We start from the raw sequence: 18,576 nt of genomic DNA, 5'->3' as shown, positions 1-18,576 counted from the left end.
ATTATGTACTCATCTGTTATAATTTATTTCCCCTAAAGGAAGCGGATCAGGATTTAAGCTTACCCAGAGAACCGAAAGTTCACACAAACGTTCAGTTATAGTATCTTCATCACTGCCTTTTGCACGGATGCTGGAAATCAGTTCCTTAGTTTCTTCCAGTTCTTCTTCGGAAAGCGGTGTACCTGAAGCGAAATGATTTGGCAGGGCTTTAAGCATGTTCCGGTAGTGTTTATCCCAGTTGACACCGCCATTTCTATAGAGCTCATCCTGTACGCGCCCTGTTATACGGATCACTTCGCCTTGTACAGTTTTCGCTGGCCCACTTGAAGGAATGAGTAAATCCCAAAGCTCGTTATACTGCTCCTTCCAAGAACCTTTTTTTACAATAATAGGAGAAACTCCGTCATGTATCCTGCGTTTCGGAGCAGGCTTTACATCAAACAGTGCATAGAGTTTCTCAAGTCCTGCTTCTGTTTCAGCCAGATAATCTTTATTAAAGTTTTCTCTGTGAAATTCAAAATCCTTACCAATTAGTTCGACTCTTTCTGCCATACCAGGAGTTACCTCAGCGCCCGCCTTTATGAGCATTTCTGCAATTTCTGCTACCTGTGCAATATTAATCTGCCTACAAGTAGCAAGGGCTTCGGCTAGTGGAGTTCGTCCCATATCATCTTTTGCATTAATGTCTGCACCTTTTTCAATCAAAAAACTGACTATCTTAGGTCGGAAAAACCCTGCTGCCGTATGTAGAGGTGTACTCCCGTATGTATCAGGCTTTTGTATATCTCCGCCTAATTCAAAAAGTAGTTTCACAGTATCCCTACCCAGCGTGGCATGCTTATATAATGGTGTCCGCCCATAATAATCAGGAGTATTTACATCTAAACCCTGTTCCACCAGCCAGATAACAAGCTCATCAGGAACACCTCCAAAATGAAGTGCCGTATTGAGGCTGTATCTGCCGTCATGAGCAGTAAGCTCACATTTATCATATACGGCTTTAAGAGCTTCAATATCTCTTGCTGTAATCAGTTCATCAAAATTTTTAGGTAAGGTCACTCTTTTTTTGGCCATTGTTCTTCTCCTTTAATATAAAACTAACATTTGCATTTTATGTTTCTAAACCCACTTAAGCCCATCAACATTTTTTAAAATCCTAGATCTTCCATCGTAGTCATTTTTTAACTCGATTTCTTTTTCCTTGACCGAAATGTTGTTATACCAGTGATCTAAGCTGGCATATTTTCCTGTATGGATATTGATAAGCATACTTGTTATAGGATTCCAAGTCCCTTTCTTTACTGTTTCTGCAAGCAAATAATAGGCATCTAAAAATATGAGATTTCTTCCATACATCCAAAATGGAAGTTGAATATCTAATAAAGGCAATTTTGCAGAAAAAATATCATCCCCACGTGGTGGCACGGTTTCATAATGAAATTCTATCTCACTCCCATAATATGCTATCGTTGCTTCTTCGCAACCGATGCTTTGAGGAATCCCCTCCTCAGCTACTAAAAATTCCATTGGCTTCCCCTTATGTTGTAATTGGATGAACTCCGACCAGACTCTCCACGTTTACAACCAGATGGTAAAGGTAATCACCTGCTTTTTATAGGTGACAAAGATTTTTCCTCTAAACAGGCTGACAAGGTGTTGAGCCATAGAGAGGCCAATGCCATACCCAGAGGTGGTTTGGTTATTGTGTGATGTTTCAGCGCGATAAAAGCGGTCAAAGAAGCGTTTAATATTGGCAGGCCGCCCGTCTTTGTAGTCGTTAGATACGGTGATACAGGTGCGCTTGCGTAGGAGATAGGCTTTGCGTTTGAGAGTCAGGCGGATGGTGCCTGCTGGATCGCAGTATTTGCGGGCATTGTCAAGAAGAATGCTAAGAAGCTCATAAAATTCCTCTTGGGCTACTTTTTCTACAAGGTCTGCTTCAATCAGGCTTTCAAATTTTTTATCCTCTTTGGTAAAGAGAGGAGCAAAGTCTGAGGCGACCTTTTCAGCGATGACGGAGATGTTTTGAGGAGCTAGTTTGATATCCTCTTGCTCCTCGAGCCGAGCAAGTCGGATCAGTCTTCCAATCAAGTGGTTGAGACGCTCGGTCTGTTCTTTGGTACTGATGCTCCACTCGGTCTCTCCTTCCATGAGTTCTTGAAGCTCGGTATTGGCCGAGATGATAGCCAGCGGTGTTTTGAGTTCATGACCTGCATTGGTGATAAACATCCGTTGTTTCTCATAGTTTTTGACGAAGGGACGGATAACAATCCCAGAAATCAAGGTAAAGAGTAGAGCAAGGAGAAATAGGCTAGCCAGTGATAACCAGATAGAGACTTGAAAGAGGGAGTCCCGTTCGCGAATGTAGTTGGTAGCTTCAAAGAAGACTAGGAGCTTACCCGAAGCTGTCTGACTAATCTGGTAGGTGAAGTAGCGCCCGTTGCGAGTAATCGTGCCATAGGTTTCCGGTTTTTTAAGAATTTTCTGGAGAAAACCTCTGACGTCTGCTTCGGTCAGTGATTGGACATTCCCTAGAGAAATAGTGTAGTCATTCCCCTTTTCTCTGACAGAGAAATACTGAAAATTGTAGATAATCCCTTCCTGGATGTTCTTTTTGGTGAAACTTTCCTTGATTTCATCTGTGATTGGGAGTTCGCCTTCATTTTTAGATAAGATGGAGAGGACGGTTTGGATATTATCCTCTGTCTGAGTATAGACGATGCTATTCATCAAGACCAGAAAGAATGCAAGAATCAGAGCGATGGCAGCAGTGGCTGTGACAATAAACTTGAAGCGTAGTTTTCGAAACATCTAGTCTCCTCCTATCAGTTGGAAAGGCCCTTCTGCCGGCCCAAGTATTTGTAAGCTAGACTGGACACTTTGGAGTTTTTGGCGTAGGTAGGAAATATAGAGAAAAACGAGCTCGTGATCACTTTCTTCTAGCTCATCTGGCCAGACTTGTTCTAGTAGTTGTTGACAACTGAGGGTCTGGTTAGCATGCTGAATGAGGAGGGTCAAGAGTTGAGTCTCCTTTTTCCCTAAACGAATGCTGTTTGTAGCAGCTAGTTCTTGTTCGTCAATATCCAAGCGAGTATTTCCTAATTGGACCGTATCTGGGGTATAGTCCTCCAGACGGCGGGCAGTAGAACGGAGCCTAGCCAATAGTTCCTTGAGTGAGAAGGGCTTGGTCAAGTAGTCGTCAGCACCTGCATCGAGTCCGGTTACACGATCATCTACTTCAGCCATGGCTGTCAGCATGATGATGTGGGTCGTATTGCCCAACTGGCGGATTTCTTTGAGGGCTTCGATTCCAGTTTTAATTGGCATCATGATGTCAAAAATCATAAGGTGATAGTGGTTAGTTGTAGCTTTTTCGACAGCATCTTGTCCATTAAAAACAGAATCAACGCTATAGCCCTCGCGTTCTAAAGCAACAGTGATGACGCGATTTAGTTGAGCTTCATCTTCGGCAAGTAGGATTTTCATAGGTCCTCCTTAGTCTTGGTCAGATCGCTGAATCAAATCACGAATGGTCTGCATGGTCAAGTCGCATGAAGCAAGCTCATCGGCACAACGTTTGAGCTCGCGCGTGATTCGTTCAGGGTTTTGGATGTTTTTCTTGTACTTCATCTGGTGCTCAAGGCTGGCCCAAGAGTCCATGGCAATCGTGCGCAGTTGGATCTCGATAAAGTAGGTTCCTTGGTCATTTCCCAGACAGTCTGGGTAGGGGGTAGTCACTTCGAGAATCAGATGGTAAGAACGGTAGCCATTGGGTTTGACCTGACGGATATAGTCTTTCTCTTTAAAAATATGGATGGTGGGTAGCTGACGAATATAGTCAACGATGCGGTAGATATCATCTGTAAAGCCTGTGATGATCCGAACACCGATAGCATCTCGGATTTCTTTAAGAGCGGATTGACTTGTCTGAGGAAGGCCTTTGCGTTGGCATTTTTCACGCATACTTTCCTCGGTTTTGATACGCGCATGCAAATGCTCATATAGTTTGAGGGAGGTTTCTTTTTTGTAATTAGCTGCGGCTTCTTCCATATCTTGAATAAAGGTCTGCAAGATAGTGGGTAAGTAGACTTCGCAAGGGCCATAGATAGAGTTCATAGGCTGGTCCATTCTAAGAATGGCTCGTATTGATACGAGCATAGATTCTAATAGTATTTGTCATTCTATTATACAATGAAAGCGATAGCAGGGTGAGATTCTATTGATAAAGAGGGAACGAGAATTTTGACAAAGGAGTCCATTAGAGATATAATGAAGAAAAATCGACCAAGGATAAGAAGATGACAAACTCAAAGTATATTACACGCCTGAAACGTTCAGAGGGGCAGTTGCGTGGAATTCAAAAGATGATCGATGAAGATCGTGATTGTGCAGATATCATTACCCAGTTGACAGCGGTTCGTTCGAGTGTGGAGCGCGTGATTGAGATGATCATTACCGAGAATCTCACAGCCTGCATCAACCAACCCCTAGACGACCCTGAGGCTCAAAAAGAACGCTTAGAAAAGGCTGTTCAGTACCTAATCAAACGAAAATAGTAGTTCTCTATGTGATAGAACAAGATAAGAAAGTAGATCACAGGTGGGAAAGATGACAAAAGAAGAGCGAGCAGAAAAATGGTTTCAGAGTGTTCCTGAGGCAGAAGCTATTCCTATACAAACTAAAATGGAGATCTGTAGTCAGGCAGCGAAGCGAATGGCGTTTATCTGGCTTGGCCTACTTGGTGTGGAATGTTTGTTCCTATTCTGGGTCACTGGGGGCGAACTTTTTAATCAAGTAGCGGACTTTCTAAATCAGCTATCAGAAGGGAGCCCCACAAAAAATCGATATAAGGGTCTCGCACTTGCAGGTACTCTTATTTGTCTGCCTGTCTTGATCTTGCCTAGCGTTGCTGCCCATTTCTTTAGACAAGGTTGGATTCAAAAAGAGGCTGAAAAGGTAGTCAAAGAGATGGCCCCTGTTACAAGTGATCAGCCTGTTCTAGCAGGAGACGAGAGAGCAGATTTTTCGAGCATTTCAGGAAGAATCTTTGCGGATTGGGTGCTAGATGATGGTGAGAAGGAACAAAATGGCTTTGGATTTGAGGAAGTATGGCAGCAACTGGCAGCCGTCCAAGATGGTGGTAGGGATTTTCTCACTTTAATACCTCAGCAACCAGTTAAACTAAAGGGGAGTCAGCTTGTATCGGATTTTGTACAGGTTTGTCAGGATGAAGATTCGGACGGTTTTCGTTTTGAGGTTAGTGTAGCTGATGCCGAACGGATCAACGAGAATGTAATCTACGAAAAAAATGGTCTGAGCGAGAAAGAAACTCAAGACTTGCTTCGGGCATATTTGGAGAACAGAGTTACATCGGACCTAGAAGACTGGGAAATTGTACTAGATATGCGGACAGATGAGCAGAAAAATATCGCAATCTATCAAGAAATAACCCAACTGCTAACAGATGATAGTGAGGTACGATCTCGTTTGACCTCCTGTTTTGAATCACCGAAAGCCTATTTCAAGCAGTATGCAGATAGATATAACGAGCGAGGAATAAGCGAAGAGGTTGATGAAGCTACGATAAAATGGCTTGCTATTGCTGATGAACTGCTTGCTGTGGATGCAGTGATTGAGTTAGACTGGAAGACAGATAAGGACGAATTTCTGTACCAATTAACACCTCTGGCAACTAAACAAACTCTTGATTTGGAGGAGAATTGGTTCGACGAGGATGATGACATCCCTACTTGGTGTATGATTTTGGACGAAAGATGGGCTGGACACGATTTCTGTCTTGCTTGTATGGATATTAATAGCGATAGTTATGTGCTATTTATCTGCAAGAGGGATATTCTGGAAAAATTAGTCACCTTGAGTCACACAATCAATCAGCGTTTCGGCCATGCAAAAAATATGTAATTGCTAGTGTATTTCAAGGAGGAAGTTCAAGATGACTTTTGCATTTAAGGATGCCCCCAATACAGCCTGTATAGTTTGTCACCATGTCTTGGCTGGGAAAAATCCGATCACCTTTATCTCCCACGATGAAGAGGATGGCATGTGGCAATTTTTGTGTTCAGAAGACCACACTGGAGAGGATGCACGCCTCATTTTCCTAGCTGAAGCATTTAAACTAGACGCATCCATCGGACAAGTTGCGGATATACCTTATGGCTACGCGGTGGAAAGAAAAGATGGGCTTGCTGGCTGGAAATCATGCCCATCCTAACAGTTGGGGTCCCGTCTAAGATAACTTGTATGAAAATGAAAGAAACCTAGAGATGCTTGGATATAAATTGGAAGAAAACCCATTTTGTGGTATAATTAAAGGTAGTAAGACAAGTTAAAGGAGGCCAGCAAATGGAAGCATACGAAAAAGTAGTAGAGATGCTAAATGGGCTAGATATTCCTTTTGAAATCGTGGAGCACGAGCCAGCCTTGACAACAGAGCAAGCCGATAGCTTTATTGAAGGGATCGAAGGTGTCCGTACAAAAACTATGTTTCTCACCAACAAAAAGAAAACAGCCTATTATCTCGTGATTATGGATGATAAGAAACGTTTGGATATGGACCTCTTGAAAGACTTGGTAGGAGTCAATAGAATCCGTATGGCTTCCTCTGAGAGCTTGTTTGAAAAAATGATGTTACCAGCAGGTGCAGTATCTCCATTTGGCTTGCTGAACAATACTGACAAGGACATTCAGGTTTATTTCGACAAAGAAATCATGTCTGAAAAACGGATGAGTTTTCACCCCAATACCAACGAGAAAACCCTCTTTTTGGATACGAAAGATATACTCAAATTCCTAGAAGCCATTGGCTATGAGGCTCATATCATCGAGTTATAAATATTAAAGAAACCGACTAAGTTCATCTTAATCGGTTTTTTGATTATTCTACTTGACCGGGCCAAGCATTCATACCACCTTCTACGTTGATAACGGTGAGGCCTTGGGCGCTGAGAAATTGACAGGCAGAGGCAGAACGCACTCCACCTTGACAGATGACATGGTATTCATGGGCAGGTTTGAGTTCTTTGTAGCCTTGCTCCAAGGTACTTAACGGAAGATTTTTGGCACCTGGTGCATGTCCTGCTTGGAATTCATGCACTTCACGGACATCGATAAGATCTAGATTTTCATGTTGATATTTTTCATAAAAGTCAGCCATGCTGATATTAGTTACCATATTCTACTCCTTCTGGGTTAGCCATTTTGTATAGTGAATAAGCGCCGTCAAGGTTTTGGACGGTAAATCCTGCTTGTTTGAGGATACGCTCTGCGATATAGCTGCGCAAACCACTGTGGCAGCTAACGATGTAGGCTTGGTTCTTGTCCAGTTCGTCCAAGCGTTCCCGTAGTTCGTTTAGGGGGATGTGGATGGTGTCGACTTTGAGTCGACCACTTTGGAATTCGCCACTGGTCCGTACGTCTAGGAATTTCTTTCCTTTAGCTAGTTCGTCTTCGAGCTGGTACCATTGAACGTTGTCGCTGAGACCTTCGATAAGGTTCAAGGCTGCGTAACCCAGCATATTGACGGGATCCTTGGCAGAGCCAAATGGTGGCGCATAGGTAAACTCTAACTCTGGTAAGTCAAAGACGGTGAGATTTCCCTTGATAGCAGTTGCCAGGATATCGATTCGCTTGTCAACACCTTTCTTCCCGACTCCTTGGGCACCGTAGATTTTTCCAGTGGTTGGGTCAAAGAGGAGCTTCAAGGTCATATCAGTAGCGCCTGGATAATAACCAGCATGGTCTTTCCCACTGACATGAAGGGCCTTGTAAGGAAGTTGATTCATGCTAAGACTACGTTCGCTGAGACCAGTCGAAGCAGCTGTCATATCAAAGGCACGAACGATAGCAGTGCCGATACTGCCCTTGTTGGTACGACCGAGTCCTGCGATGACGTCCGCTACTTGTCGTCCTTGACGATTAGCAGGAGAAGCGAGAGAGATGAGGGCATCTTGGCCAGTAATCTCTTGCTTGACGACGATGGCATCTCCAACTGCAAAAATATCTTTTTGACTGGTTTCGTAGTGTTCGTCGACCAAGATACCGCCACGTAGTCCCAGTTCAATCCCCGCAGCTTTGGCCAGCCTGTTTTCAGGTTCAACACCTACAGAAAGGATGGTGAGGTCAGAAGCAATCTTTTGACCGTTTTCGAGAACGATGGTTTTTCCTTGCTCTTCAAATCGAGTCGCAGACTGAGAAGTGATAACGCGAACGCCGTTTTTGACCAATTCTGCTTGGACAAAGGCCGCCATTTCCTGATCTAATGGTGGCAAGACATGGGGGGCTTTCTCCACGATGGTGACTTGCAATCCCCGTTTCGCCAGGTTTTCAGCCATTTCAAGCCCGATAAAGCCTGCACCGATAACGACAGCTTCTTTTGGATGATTGTCCAAGGCTGCCATAATCTCATCGAGATCAGGAACATTGCGAAGCGTGTAGGCATTCTTAGCCTCTGCTAGCCCTTCAATAGCAGGAACAAATGGTTTAGCTCCTGGAGAGAGAATCAGCTTGTCGTAGCTTTCTGTGAATTCCTGCCCATCATGCCGCACCGTCACAGTGTGTTCTTCTGGCGAAATCTGGATAACCTCGTGAAATGGTCGCACATCGAGATTAAAGCGTGCCTTGAGACTTTCAGGAGTTTGGACCAATAAACTCTCACGGTTTGCAATTTCTCCTGAAACATAGTAAGGAAGCCCGCAGTTTGCAAAGGAAACAAAGGGACCTTTCTCAAAAATAGTGATCTCAGCGTCTTCCATGAGACGTCTGAGACGGGTTGCTGCTGACATACCGCCTGCAACTCCCCCGACAATGATAATTTTCATTGACTTTCTCCTTTATACTTCTAGATGACCTTACCTGTCCAAGCGCTCATACCGCCTCGGACATTGATGACATCGTAGCCTTTTTTCTTAAGCTTTTTCGCAGCTAGTTTGCTTCGTACACCAGAATGACAAATGACATAGAGTGTTTCTTTTGTCGCTGGTGTGTAAGAACCAATTTCCGTTAAAGGAACATTTTTGGCATTTTTGATATGACCTCTACGGAATTCCATAGGCGTCCGAACATCTAGTAGCTGAATCGGTTCCTTGAGTTTAGCTTCTAACTCGCTGGTAGAAATACTGTCAATTTTTGTAAATAATAAGTGAAACATAGGCACCTCCAAATATACCCTTATGGGGTATATTAAACCATGAAGTCAAGCTTTTGTCAAGCAAGTTGTTTTGACTTGGGAGAGGGCTTGATTTCGAGAGTTTAGAAAGCAGGCTATTCTTGACCTTTCACAGTCTTTTTGATATGATGGGTCCAAAGTAAGTATGAGGTGATGAGATGACCAGCGAATACCAGAAAATGATAGCAGGGGAGCCTTACCGTCCGTCGGATCCAGAATTACGGGCCTTGGCTCAGACAGCACGTCAGAAGCAGGCTGATTTCAATCAGGAGCTAGATCCCTTAAAAGGTGCGGAGATTATCAAGACTTGGTTTGGTTCAACTGGGCAAAATCTCTATGTCAATCCACGCCTGGTGGTCGATTATGGGGTCAACATCCATCTAGGGGAAAATTTTTATTCTAATTGGAACTTGACCATGCTGGATGTTTGTCCGATTCGCATCGGAGACAACGCTATGCTTGGCCCCAACTGTCAGTTTTTAACCCCACTCCATCCACTGGATCCGCATGAACGCAATTCAGGGGTCGAATACGGCAAGCCCATCACCATCGGTGACAATTTCTGGGCTGGAGGTGGCGTCATTGTCCTTCCTGGAGTGACACTGGGCAATAACGTAGTGGCGGGAGCAGGGGCCGTGATTACCAAGTCCTTCGGAGACAATGTTGTCCTAGCTGGCAATCCTGCGCGTGTTATCAAGGAAATCCCAGTAAAAGAAAACTAAAAAGAACAGCTTGGGCTGTTCTTTTTATAATCTTTATCTTAGTCTTATAGATTTTTCTTCTTTTTGGCTTTTTGGGTTAGAGTGACATCGCACTGGGGAATGTTGGTTTAAAAAATATTAAATGCATTTTAGCATTCCCAAATTGTTTCTGGTAGCCCTTTCAAAAGAATACTAAGCGAAACTAAATTTAAGGAAGCTTTCAGAAAAGTTTTAGTTTCGTTTCAGGAATCTTCTGTAGACTGTCTAGCTATATCATACGAAGGAGAGGAAAAAGGTATGAAATCAAAAAAATGGACCCTACTCGCAACGAGTTTAACGGCAATGGTGTTGATGGCAGCATGTTCCCAGTCAACAGCTACATCCAATACCAATGCAACGACAAATAGTGCAACAACAACTTCAATAAAGGCAAACCAATCATCCTATTTTACAGAGAAGGACTATGATACTTCTTATGATGAAAGCACAGCTTCTAAGATTGAGCTATCTGGCTCATCAGCAAACGTCTCTGGAGATGGCATGACAGTCTCTGGCTCAACAGTGACCATCACAAAATCTGGAACCTATGTGATTTCAGGTCAGTCTGACGGAGTGCAGATCAAGGTCGAGGCAGATAAGTCGGCAGATGTTCACCTAGTCCTAAAAGGTGCGACCATGACCAATACCAATGCAGTAATTTCTGCGACATCAGCTGGTCATGTCTACCTGACTCTGGCAGAAGGAACCACCAACAGTCTCTCTGACTCAAGCTCTAACAGCGACGAAAAAGCAGACGCAGCTCTCTTTTCTAAGGTAGATTTGACCATCAACGGGAAAGGAACTCTCAATGTAGATGGCAAGAAAAACAATGGTATCAAAGCTAACGACACCCTCCACATCACGGGTGGAACCTATAACATCACAGCAGTTGGCGATGCCTTTAATGTCAATGATGAACTCAACATCACTGGAACGACCATGACTATCGATGCCAAAGAAGATGGAGTCAAGGTGGACAATGATGAGGATACTTCAGTCGGAACCATGTACCTATCCAACAACAATATCACCGTTACAGCAGGAGATGATGGCATCCACGCATCAGGTGATTTGGTTATCGATAGTGGTACCTATACCGTCAAGAATTCAACAGAAGGGATAGAAGGCAAATCCATCACTATCAACGGTGGGGACATTAGCATCTATTCGACAGATGATGGAGTCAATGCAGCTAATAAAAACGCCCAACAGAGTGAAATTTTCTTCACTATGAACGGTGGGAACCTGACAGTAGAAGTCGGTCAAGGGGACACAGACCCAATCGACTCAAACGGCAATATCACAGTCACAGGCGGAACCATTAAAATGATCGGTCAAACAGGTTTTGACTTTGATGGAACAGCGACCTACACAGGTGGAGATATCTACCTAAACGGTGAAAAACAAACGGAAATCGTCAATTCTATGCCTGGAGGCGGTGGACCAAATGGAGGCCCTCAAGGCGGAGGTCCAGCCCCTGGCGGACAAGGATAAAAAAGAATCTCCTTTCTCGAAAGAGAAGGGAGGCTTTTGTGTTGTTACTAGAGGAAATGTAAAGACAACTCCTTGACACTCCGTCAGCTTTTGATACAATAGTACAAAATTACAGGAGGTGGATTATGATTCAGAAACATGCGATTCCCATTTTGGAGTTTGATGACAATCCCCAGGCGGTCCTTATGCCAACACATGAGGGATTGGACTTAAAGTTGCCAAAGAAGTGTATCTATGCGTTTTTGGAGGAGGAGATCGACCGCTATGCCCAGGAAGTAGGAGCGGACTGTATTGGTGAGTTCGTTTCGGCCACCAAAACGTATCCAGTATATGTCATCAACTATAAGGGTGAGGAGATTTGTCTGGCCCAAGCGCCTGTTGGTTCTGCCCCAGCGGCCCAGTTTATGGATTGGTTGATTGGCTATGGTGTGGAGCAAATCATCTCTACTGGTACCTGTGGCGTCCTAGCCGATATAGAGGAAAATGCCTTTCTCGTCCCTGTTCGCGCCCTGCGAGATGAGGGAACCAGCTACCACTATGTAGCGCCTTCTCGTTATATGGAGATGCAGATTGAGGCTGTCTCTGCTATTGAGCAAGTCTTGGAACAAAGAGGTATTCCTTATGAGGAAGTCATGACCTGGACGACAGATAGTTTTTACCGAGAGACGGCTGAAAAGGTTGCCTATCGTAAGGAAGAAGGCTGCGCTGTTGTGGAGATGGAGTGCTCGGCTCTTGCGGCAGTGGCTCAGCTACGTGGGGGTGTCTGGGGAGAGTTGCTCTTTACCGCAGATTCATTAGCGGATCTGGACAACTACGACAGTCGTGACTGGGGCTCAGAAGCTTTTGATAAGGCACTCGAACTCTGTCTTGCCATTGTGCACCACATGTGAGTGTTCTGACTGTTTTTATGGTAGAATGTAGCTATGTTATTCAAATCTTTTTTGGAAAAAATCAAGACGACGCTGTCTCGGTTATCACCAGCCCGTCGCATCTTTTTAAGTTTTGCCCTGGTTATCTTCTTGGGCTCGCTCCTTTTAAGCCTTCCCTTTGTGCAAGCAGCAACGTCACAAGCGACCTATTTTGACCATCTTTTCACGACGGTTTCCATGGTCTGTGTGACAGGGCTCTTCACCCAGCCAGTGGCCTCGACTTACAATATGTGGGGCCAGTTGATCTGTATGCTCTTGATCCAGATTGGTGGTTTGGGGCTCATGACCTTTATCGGAATCTTTTATATCCAAGGCAAGCAAAAGCTCAGTCTTCGTGGCCGTGAGACCATTCAAGAAAGTTTCAGTTATGGAGAAACCCAGTCCTTAAAGGACTTTATTCGCTCGATCTTTCTGACGACTTTTCTGGTGGAAGGGCTCGGTGCCTTTCTCCTGAGTTTCCGCTTCATTCCTGAATTTGGATGGGGACGAGGGATGTTAACCTCTATCTTTTTGGCTGTTTCAGCTTTCTGTAATGCTGGATTTGATAATTTTGGAAGTACGAGTTTGGTAGCTTTTCAAACGGACCCCTTGATCAATCTAGTGATTGCGGGTTTGATTATCACGGGTGGTCTAGGATTTATGGTCTGGTTTGACCTAGCGACCCAGATTGGGAAGAAGAAAAAACGTCGCCTTCGTTTCCATACCAAGTTGGTTCTCTTTTTAACGGCGGGAATTCTGCTCTTTGGAACTGTATCGACTTTGTTAATCGAGTGGAATAATCCAGGGACGATTGGAAATCTCAGCGCTCCAGAGAAACTGCTGGTTAGTTTCTTCCAGACCGTCAGCATGAGAACGGCAGGCTTTGCTTCCATTGACTACACCCAGGCTCGACCGGTGACCTTGTTCATCTATATCTTACAGATGTTTCTGGGAGGGGCACCTGGGGGGACAGCAGGGGGGCTCAAGATTACGACCTTCTTTGTCCTGTTGGTCTTTGCTCGTAGCGAACTATTGGGCTTGCCTCATGCCAATGTGGCTCGGAGGACCATTGAACCCCGAACCGTGCAAAAATCTTTCAGTGTCTTTATTATCTTCTTGCTAACTTTCTTGCTGGGCTTGATCCTGCTAGGGATAACAGCAGAGGGAAATCCGCGCTTTATTTACCTCATGTTTGAGACCATTTCAGCCCTTGCGACAGTTGGGGTGACGGCAAATTTAACACCAGAGCTAGGCAAGATAGCCCTCAGCATCGTTATGTTGCTGATGTTTATTGGCCGTATTGGTCCCTTGACACTACTGGTCAGTGTAGCGGAATACCAGCCAGATAAGAAAGATTTGATTCACTATATGAAAGCAGATATCACCATTGGATAAGAAAGGATAAACGATGTCAGATCGGACAATTGGAATTTTAGGATTGGGAATTTTTGGGAGTAGTGTTTTGGCTGCTCTTGCCAAGCAAAATATGAATATCATTGCTATTGATGACCACGAGGAGCGCATTAATCAATTTGAACCCGTGCTGGCGCGTGGTGTTGTTGGAGATATCACGGATGAAGAACTCCTTCTATCAGCTGGAATTGACACCTGTGATACCGTAGTCGTTGCAACGGGTGAAAATCTAGAGTCCAGTGTTCTCGCGGTTATGCACTGCAAGAGTCTAGGAGTGCCGACCGTCATTGCCAAGGTCAAAAGCCATACAGCTAAAAAAGTGCTAGAAAAAATCGGTGCGGACGCAGTCATCTCACCAGAGTTTGAAATGGGGCGCTCTTTGGCGCAGACAATCCTTTTTCATAACAGCGTGGATGTCTTTCAACTAGACAAGAATGTTTCGATTGTCGAGATGAAAATCCCCCAATCATGGACTGGTAAAAGCCTCAGTCAGTTAGATTTACGTGGGCGATACAACCTCAACGTACTAGGTTTTCGTGCCTACGAAAATGCTCCTCTGGATGTCCAATTCGGGCCCAATGACCTCTTGCAGGCAGATACCTACATCATGGCGGTCATTAATAATCAGTATTTGGACAATTTGACGAAATTAAACTCGTAAAAAATTAATATAAGTATTTTATAAGAGGGATTTAAGAAAAATTTTAACTTTTTCTTAATCCTTTTTAATTTTAGGAGATTATACTAGAGTCATCAAATAAAGAAAAACTCTAAGGAGAATCCTATGAAATTCAATCCAAATCAAAGATATACTCGTTGGTCTATTCGCCGTCTTAGTGTCGGTGTTGCCTCAGTTGTTGTGGCCAGTGGCTTCTTTGTCCTAGTTGGTCAGCCAAGTTCTGTACGTGCCGATGTGGTAAATCCAACCCCTGCCCAAGTCGTGCCAGACGCTGCTTCGGTGAGTGAAAAGAGCGACTTACCAGCAGAGGTTCTCAAGAAAGCAGTTGATGTAGCTCTTCCTTCAGAACAGGCAGACTCAACACCTAAAGCAAGTTTGGATACTGCAAGCTCTCCAGAAAAAGCGGATGTATCTGATAAAGACCAAGTAGTAGCACCAAAAGAAGAAGTGCAAGCAAAACCAGAATCTAAGAAACAAACAGAAGATGCGATTAAACCTGCGACAAATCCTGCTCCTACAGTTTTAGGACAAGATCGTGAAGCAAGTGAAGTGCAACCAGCAACCACTCCAGCTGAAGTACAAAAAGGCGTGGCCGACAATACTAAAGATACAGTAGATGTTCCAGCTGGCTACCTTGACAAAGCCAATTTCCCAGGACCATTTACAGCTGGTGTCAACCAAGTTATTCCATACGAATTCTTCGCCGGTGACGGTATGTTGACTCGCCTTATCTTGAAGGCCTCAGACAAGGCTCCATGGTCAGACAATGGTTCAGCTAAAAATCCGGCTCTTCCACCAGTAGAGAAATTGGGCAAAGGCCTTTATTTCTATGAAGTGAATTTGGCAGGCACCCAAGGCAAATCTGACAAAGAGCTGCTTGACCTCTTAAAACAAAACGGTACGCAAAGCTATAAAGCTACCATCAAAGTTTACGGTGCGAAAGATGGCAAGCCTGACTTAACTAATCTGGTAGCGACTAAAGAATTGACAGTGAACTTGAATGGATTGACCACTCCAGCTGAAGTCCAAAAAGGTGTGGCCGACAATACTAAAGACACAGTAGATGTTCCAGCCACTTATTTGGATAAAGCCAACTTCCCAGGTCCATTCACAGCAGGTGTCAACCAAGTTATTCCTTATGAAGCTTTTGGTGGAGATGGTATGTTGACTCGCCTTATCTTGAAGGCCTCAGATAAGGCCCCATGGTCAGACAATGGTTCAGCCAAAAATCCAGCCCTTCCACCAGTAGAGAAATTGGGCAAAGGCCTCTATTTCTATGAAGTGAATTTGGCAGGCACCCAAGGAAAATCTGATAAAGAGCTACTTGACCTCTTAAAACAAAACGGCACTCAAAGCTATAAAGCTACCATCAAAGTGTACGGTGCGAAAGATGGCAAGGCCGATTTGAGCAATCTCGTAGCGACTAAAGAATTGACAGTGAACTTGAATGGATTGACCACTCCAGCTGAAGTCCAAAAAGGTGTGGCTGGCAACACCAAAGACACAGTAGATGTTCCAGCTACTTATTTGGATAAAGCTAACTTCCCAGGACCATTTACAGCTGGTGTCAACCAAGTAATCCCATACGAAGCTTTTGGTGGAGATGGTATGTTGACTCGCCTTATTTTGAAGGCTTCAGACAAGGCTCCATGGTCAGACAATGGTTCAGCCAAAAATCCGGCCCTTTCACCAGTAGAGAAATTGGGCAAAGGCCTTTATTTCTATGAAGTAGATTTGGCAGGTACCCAAGGCAAATCAGATAAAGCCTTGCTTGACCTCTTAAAACAAAACGGTACGCAAAGCTATAAAGCTACCATCAAGGTGTACGGTGCGAAAGATGGCAAGCCTGACTTAACTAATCTGGTAGCGACTAAGGATTTGACAGTAAACTTGAATGGATATAAGTCCCTCAATGAGATGAAATCTAAAGTGCCGGCTGCTAGTCAGGATAAGATGATGCCTAACAAAGAGCAGGACAAAACCATGAATGCTAGCCAGCCAATGGCAACTCCAAGTATGAAACAAGATCAAGTCGAGGCAACCTCAAGCAAAATGCCTGATGAAGGTAAGATGGCATCTACTAACAAAGTGTCAAGTCCAATGATGGCTGATCAAATGAAAGACCAAAAAGACATGCTTCCATATACTGGTGAAGCCCAAACCTCAATGGCTACTATTGGATTCTTTGGACTAGCTTTGGTCGGCCTGCTATGTGGACTCGGTTTGAAAGCTAAAAAAGAGGAAAATGACTAGTCTAGCTACAGACTTTCTATCTAGGATTTGAAAAATTCAGATATCGTTTAGAATGTTCGTAAAGAGATTAAAATAGTGTTATACTATTGTGGTATAGCACTGTTTTTTTCAAAGGAGAGACAGATGGGAAAGACAATTTTACTCGTTGACGACGAGGTGGAAATCACAGATATTCATCAACGTTATCTGGTTCAGGCAGGGTATCAGGTTTTGGTCGCCCATGATGGAGTAGAGGCCTTAGAAATCTTCAAGCGAAAACCGATTGATTTGATTATTACAGATATCATGATGCCTCGGATGGATGGTTATGATTTGATTAGTGAGGTCCAGTATCAATCTCCGGATCAGCCTTTTCTCTTTATCACGGCTAAGACCAGTGAGCAGGACAAGATTTATGGCCTGAGCTTGGGGGCAGATGACTTTATTGCTAAGCCCTTTAGCCCTCGCGAGCTGGTTTTACGCGTCCACAATATCTTGCGTCGCCTTCATCGTGGAGGTGAGACAGAAGTCATCAGTCTCGGAGATTTACGGATGAATCACGCTAGTCATGAGGTCCAAGTCGGAGATGTGGCGCTTGATTTGACAGTCAAATCCTTCGAACTTCTATGGCTTTTAGCCAGCAATCCAGAGCGAGTTTTCTCTAAAACAGACCTCTATGAAAAGGTTTGGCAAGAAGACTACGTGGATGATACCAATACCTTGAATGTTCATATTCATGCTCTGCGACAGGAGTTGGCTAAACATGCTAGTGCAGAAACACCCACCATCAAAACTGTTTGGGGCTTGGGTTACAAAATTGAGAAAGCACGAGGTAGTCAATGAAATTAAAAAGTTATATTTTAGTGGGGTATGTCATTTCAACACTTCTAACGATTATCGTGGTTTTTTGGGCCATCCAGCGAATGTTAATTGAAGAAAGAGAGATTTATTTCCTAGTGGGGATGACTCTCATGGCTAGTTTTGTCGGTGCTGGGATTAGTCTCTTTCTCCTATCGCCGGTCTTTACTTCATTGGGCAAACTCAAGGAACATGCTAAGCAGGTAGCGGACAAGGATTTTTCATCAAATCTGGAGGTTCAAGGTCCTGTAGAATTTCAGCAATTAGGCCAAGCTTTCAATGAAATGTCCCATGATTTGCAGGCGACCTTTGATTCCTTGGAAGAAAGCGAACGAGAAAAGGGTTTGATGATTGCCCAGCTATCGCATGATATCAAGACCCCCATCACTTCAATCCAAGCGACGGTAGAAGGGATTCTGGATGGGGTTATCAAGGAAGGAGAACAAGCCCATTATCTAGCAACTATTGGGCGCCAGACGGAAAGACTCAATAAACTGGTTGAGGAGTTGAATTTTTTGACTCTAAATACAGCTAGGAATCAGGTTGAAACTACCAGCAAAGACAGTATTTTTCTGGACCAGCTCTTGATTGAGTGCATGAGTGAATTTCAATTCTTGATTGAGCAGGAGGAGCGAGATGTTCACTTGCAGGTAATCCCAGAGTCTGCTCGGATTGAGGGAGATTATGCCAAGCTTTCTCGTATCTTGGTGAATCTGGTCAATAATGCTTTTAAATACTCTGCTCCAGGAACCAAGCTGGAGGTGGTAGCTAAGCTGGAGAAGAACCAGCTTTCAATCAGTGTGACCGATGAGGGACAGGGCATTGCCCCAGAGGATTTGGAGAATATTTTCAAACGCCTCTATCGTGTCGAAACTTCGCGTAACATGAAAACAGGTGGTCATGGCTTAGGGCTTGCGATTGCGCGTGAATTGGCTCATCAATTGGGTGGGGAAATCACAGTCAGCAGCCAGTACGGCCTAGGAAGCACCTTTACCCTGGTTCTCAATCTCTCTGGCAGTGAAAATAAAGCTTAAACCCCCTTTACAAATCCAGCTATTCATGGTAAAA

The 18,576-nt window shown here is 44.1% G+C and carries 20 protein-coding genes; 12 read left to right on the top strand and 8 right to left on the bottom strand.

Going from position 1 to position 18,576, the window contains the following annotated elements:
• Positions 1-9: 9 nt before the first annotated feature.
• The 5 genes from D8803_RS06760 to D8803_RS06740 are packed head-to-tail and all read right to left on the bottom strand — an operon-like array spanning position 10 to position 4,128.
• Positions 10-1,074, bottom strand: coding sequence for an ankyrin repeat domain-containing protein (locus D8803_RS06760; protein ID WP_131200657.1), 1,065 nt, complete (start codon positions 1,072-1,074; stop codon positions 10-12).
• A 45-nt stretch (positions 1,075-1,119) separates the two neighbouring features.
• Positions 1,120-1,527, bottom strand: a complete 408-nt coding sequence (locus D8803_RS06755) for a hypothetical protein (RefSeq protein ID WP_131200656.1) — start codon at positions 1,525-1,527, stop codon at positions 1,120-1,122.
• 51 nt (positions 1,528-1,578) lie between these two features.
• Positions 1,579-2,811 (bottom strand): sensor histidine kinase, encoded by a 1,233-nt coding sequence (locus D8803_RS06750; protein WP_131200655.1) that lies wholly within the window; start codon positions 2,809-2,811, stop codon positions 1,579-1,581.
• Entirely contained in the window at positions 2,812-3,486 is a 675-nt protein-coding gene (locus tag D8803_RS06745) for a response regulator transcription factor (RefSeq protein WP_131200654.1), read from the bottom strand.
• A gap of 9 nt (positions 3,487-3,495) precedes the next feature.
• Positions 3,496-4,128 carry a GTP pyrophosphokinase family protein gene (locus D8803_RS06740; protein ID WP_084925262.1) on the bottom strand — a complete coding sequence of 211 codons (633 nt, stop codon included), beginning with the start codon at positions 4,126-4,128 and terminating at the stop codon, positions 3,496-3,498.
• Between the two features lie 170 nt (positions 4,129-4,298).
• Here D8803_RS06740 and D8803_RS06735 point away from each other — a divergent pair, with 170 nt between their 5' ends.
• From D8803_RS06735 to D8803_RS06720, 4 genes are all read left to right on the top strand, one after another.
• Positions 4,299-4,556, top strand: a complete 258-nt coding sequence (locus D8803_RS06735; RefSeq protein WP_000185156.1) for a metal-sensitive transcriptional regulator — start codon at positions 4,299-4,301, stop codon at positions 4,554-4,556.
• 52 nt (positions 4,557-4,608) lie between these two features.
• Positions 4,609-5,922 carry a DUF6630 family protein gene (locus D8803_RS06730; protein ID WP_131200653.1) on the top strand — a complete coding sequence of 438 codons (1,314 nt, stop codon included), beginning with the start codon at positions 4,609-4,611 and terminating at the stop codon, positions 5,920-5,922.
• A 31-nt stretch (positions 5,923-5,953) separates the two neighbouring features.
• Positions 5,954-6,232, top strand: a complete 279-nt coding sequence (locus D8803_RS06725) for a hypothetical protein (protein WP_131200652.1) — start codon at positions 5,954-5,956, stop codon at positions 6,230-6,232.
• Between the two features lie 131 nt (positions 6,233-6,363).
• Entirely contained in the window at positions 6,364-6,852 is a 489-nt protein-coding gene (locus D8803_RS06720; protein ID WP_131200651.1) for a prolyl-tRNA synthetase associated domain-containing protein, read from the top strand.
• A 43-nt stretch (positions 6,853-6,895) separates the two neighbouring features.
• On the opposite strand, the gene D8803_RS06715 is transcribed toward D8803_RS06720, so the two are convergent.
• The 3 genes from D8803_RS06715 to D8803_RS06705 are packed head-to-tail and all read right to left on the bottom strand — an operon-like array spanning position 6,896 to position 9,166.
• The gene (locus D8803_RS06715; protein ID WP_125450523.1) at positions 6,896-7,192 is read right to left on the bottom strand and encodes a rhodanese-like domain-containing protein; all 297 of its coding nucleotides are present in this window, start codon (positions 7,190-7,192) and stop codon (positions 6,896-6,898) included.
• Positions 7,182-8,837: an FAD-dependent oxidoreductase gene (locus D8803_RS06710; protein WP_131200650.1), complete on the bottom strand. Its 1,656-nt coding sequence runs from the start codon at positions 8,835-8,837 to the stop codon at positions 7,182-7,184. The genes D8803_RS06715 and D8803_RS06710 overlap by 11 nt, the downstream gene beginning before the upstream one ends.
• Positions 8,838-8,857: 20 nt before the next feature.
• On the bottom strand, positions 8,858-9,166 hold the full coding sequence (locus D8803_RS06705; protein ID WP_000468869.1) for a rhodanese-like domain-containing protein: 309 nt from the start codon (positions 9,164-9,166) through the stop codon (positions 8,858-8,860).
• A 176-nt stretch (positions 9,167-9,342) separates the two neighbouring features.
• Between D8803_RS06705 and D8803_RS06700 the strand changes: the two genes are divergently transcribed.
• The 8 genes from D8803_RS06700 to D8803_RS06665 all read left to right on the top strand — a co-directional run bounded on the left by D8803_RS06700 (position 9,343) and on the right by D8803_RS06665 (position 18,542).
• Positions 9,343-9,906 (top strand): sugar O-acetyltransferase, encoded by a 564-nt coding sequence (locus tag D8803_RS06700; RefSeq protein WP_131200649.1) that lies wholly within the window; start codon positions 9,343-9,345, stop codon positions 9,904-9,906.
• 276 nt (positions 9,907-10,182) lie between these two features.
• Positions 10,183-11,418, top strand: coding sequence for a carbohydrate-binding domain-containing protein (locus D8803_RS06695; RefSeq protein ID WP_131200648.1), 1,236 nt, complete (start codon positions 10,183-10,185; stop codon positions 11,416-11,418).
• 125 nt (positions 11,419-11,543) lie between these two features.
• Positions 11,544-12,308 carry a nucleoside phosphorylase gene (locus D8803_RS06690; protein ID WP_131200647.1) on the top strand — a complete coding sequence of 255 codons (765 nt, stop codon included), beginning with the start codon at positions 11,544-11,546 and terminating at the stop codon, positions 12,306-12,308.
• A gap of 33 nt (positions 12,309-12,341) precedes the next feature.
• Complete coding sequence (locus D8803_RS06685; RefSeq protein WP_131200646.1) at positions 12,342-13,721, top strand: TrkH family potassium uptake protein; 1,380 nt, start codon at positions 12,342-12,344, stop codon at positions 13,719-13,721.
• Between the two features lie 13 nt (positions 13,722-13,734).
• Entirely contained in the window at positions 13,735-14,400 is a 666-nt protein-coding gene (locus tag D8803_RS06680; RefSeq protein ID WP_131200645.1) for a potassium channel family protein, read from the top strand.
• Between the two features lie 123 nt (positions 14,401-14,523).
• Positions 14,524-16,671, top strand: a complete 2,148-nt coding sequence (locus D8803_RS06675) for an SSURE domain-containing protein (RefSeq protein WP_131200644.1) — start codon at positions 14,524-14,526, stop codon at positions 16,669-16,671.
• Between the two features lie 123 nt (positions 16,672-16,794).
• A complete protein-coding gene (locus D8803_RS06670) occupies positions 16,795-17,493 on the top strand; it encodes a response regulator transcription factor (RefSeq protein ID WP_131200643.1) in 699 nt (232 codons plus the stop codon).
• Positions 17,490-18,542 (top strand): sensor histidine kinase, encoded by a 1,053-nt coding sequence (locus D8803_RS06665; RefSeq protein WP_131200642.1) that lies wholly within the window; start codon positions 17,490-17,492, stop codon positions 18,540-18,542. Before D8803_RS06670 ends, D8803_RS06665 begins: the two co-directional genes overlap by 4 nt.
• Positions 18,543-18,576 lie beyond the last annotated feature (34 nt).

Source organism: Streptococcus oralis (assembly GCF_003943385.1).
Taxonomy (GTDB): domain Bacteria; phylum Bacillota; class Bacilli; order Lactobacillales; family Streptococcaceae; genus Streptococcus; species Streptococcus oralis_CA.
This window is presented reverse-complemented; position numbering and strand designations above follow the sequence as displayed.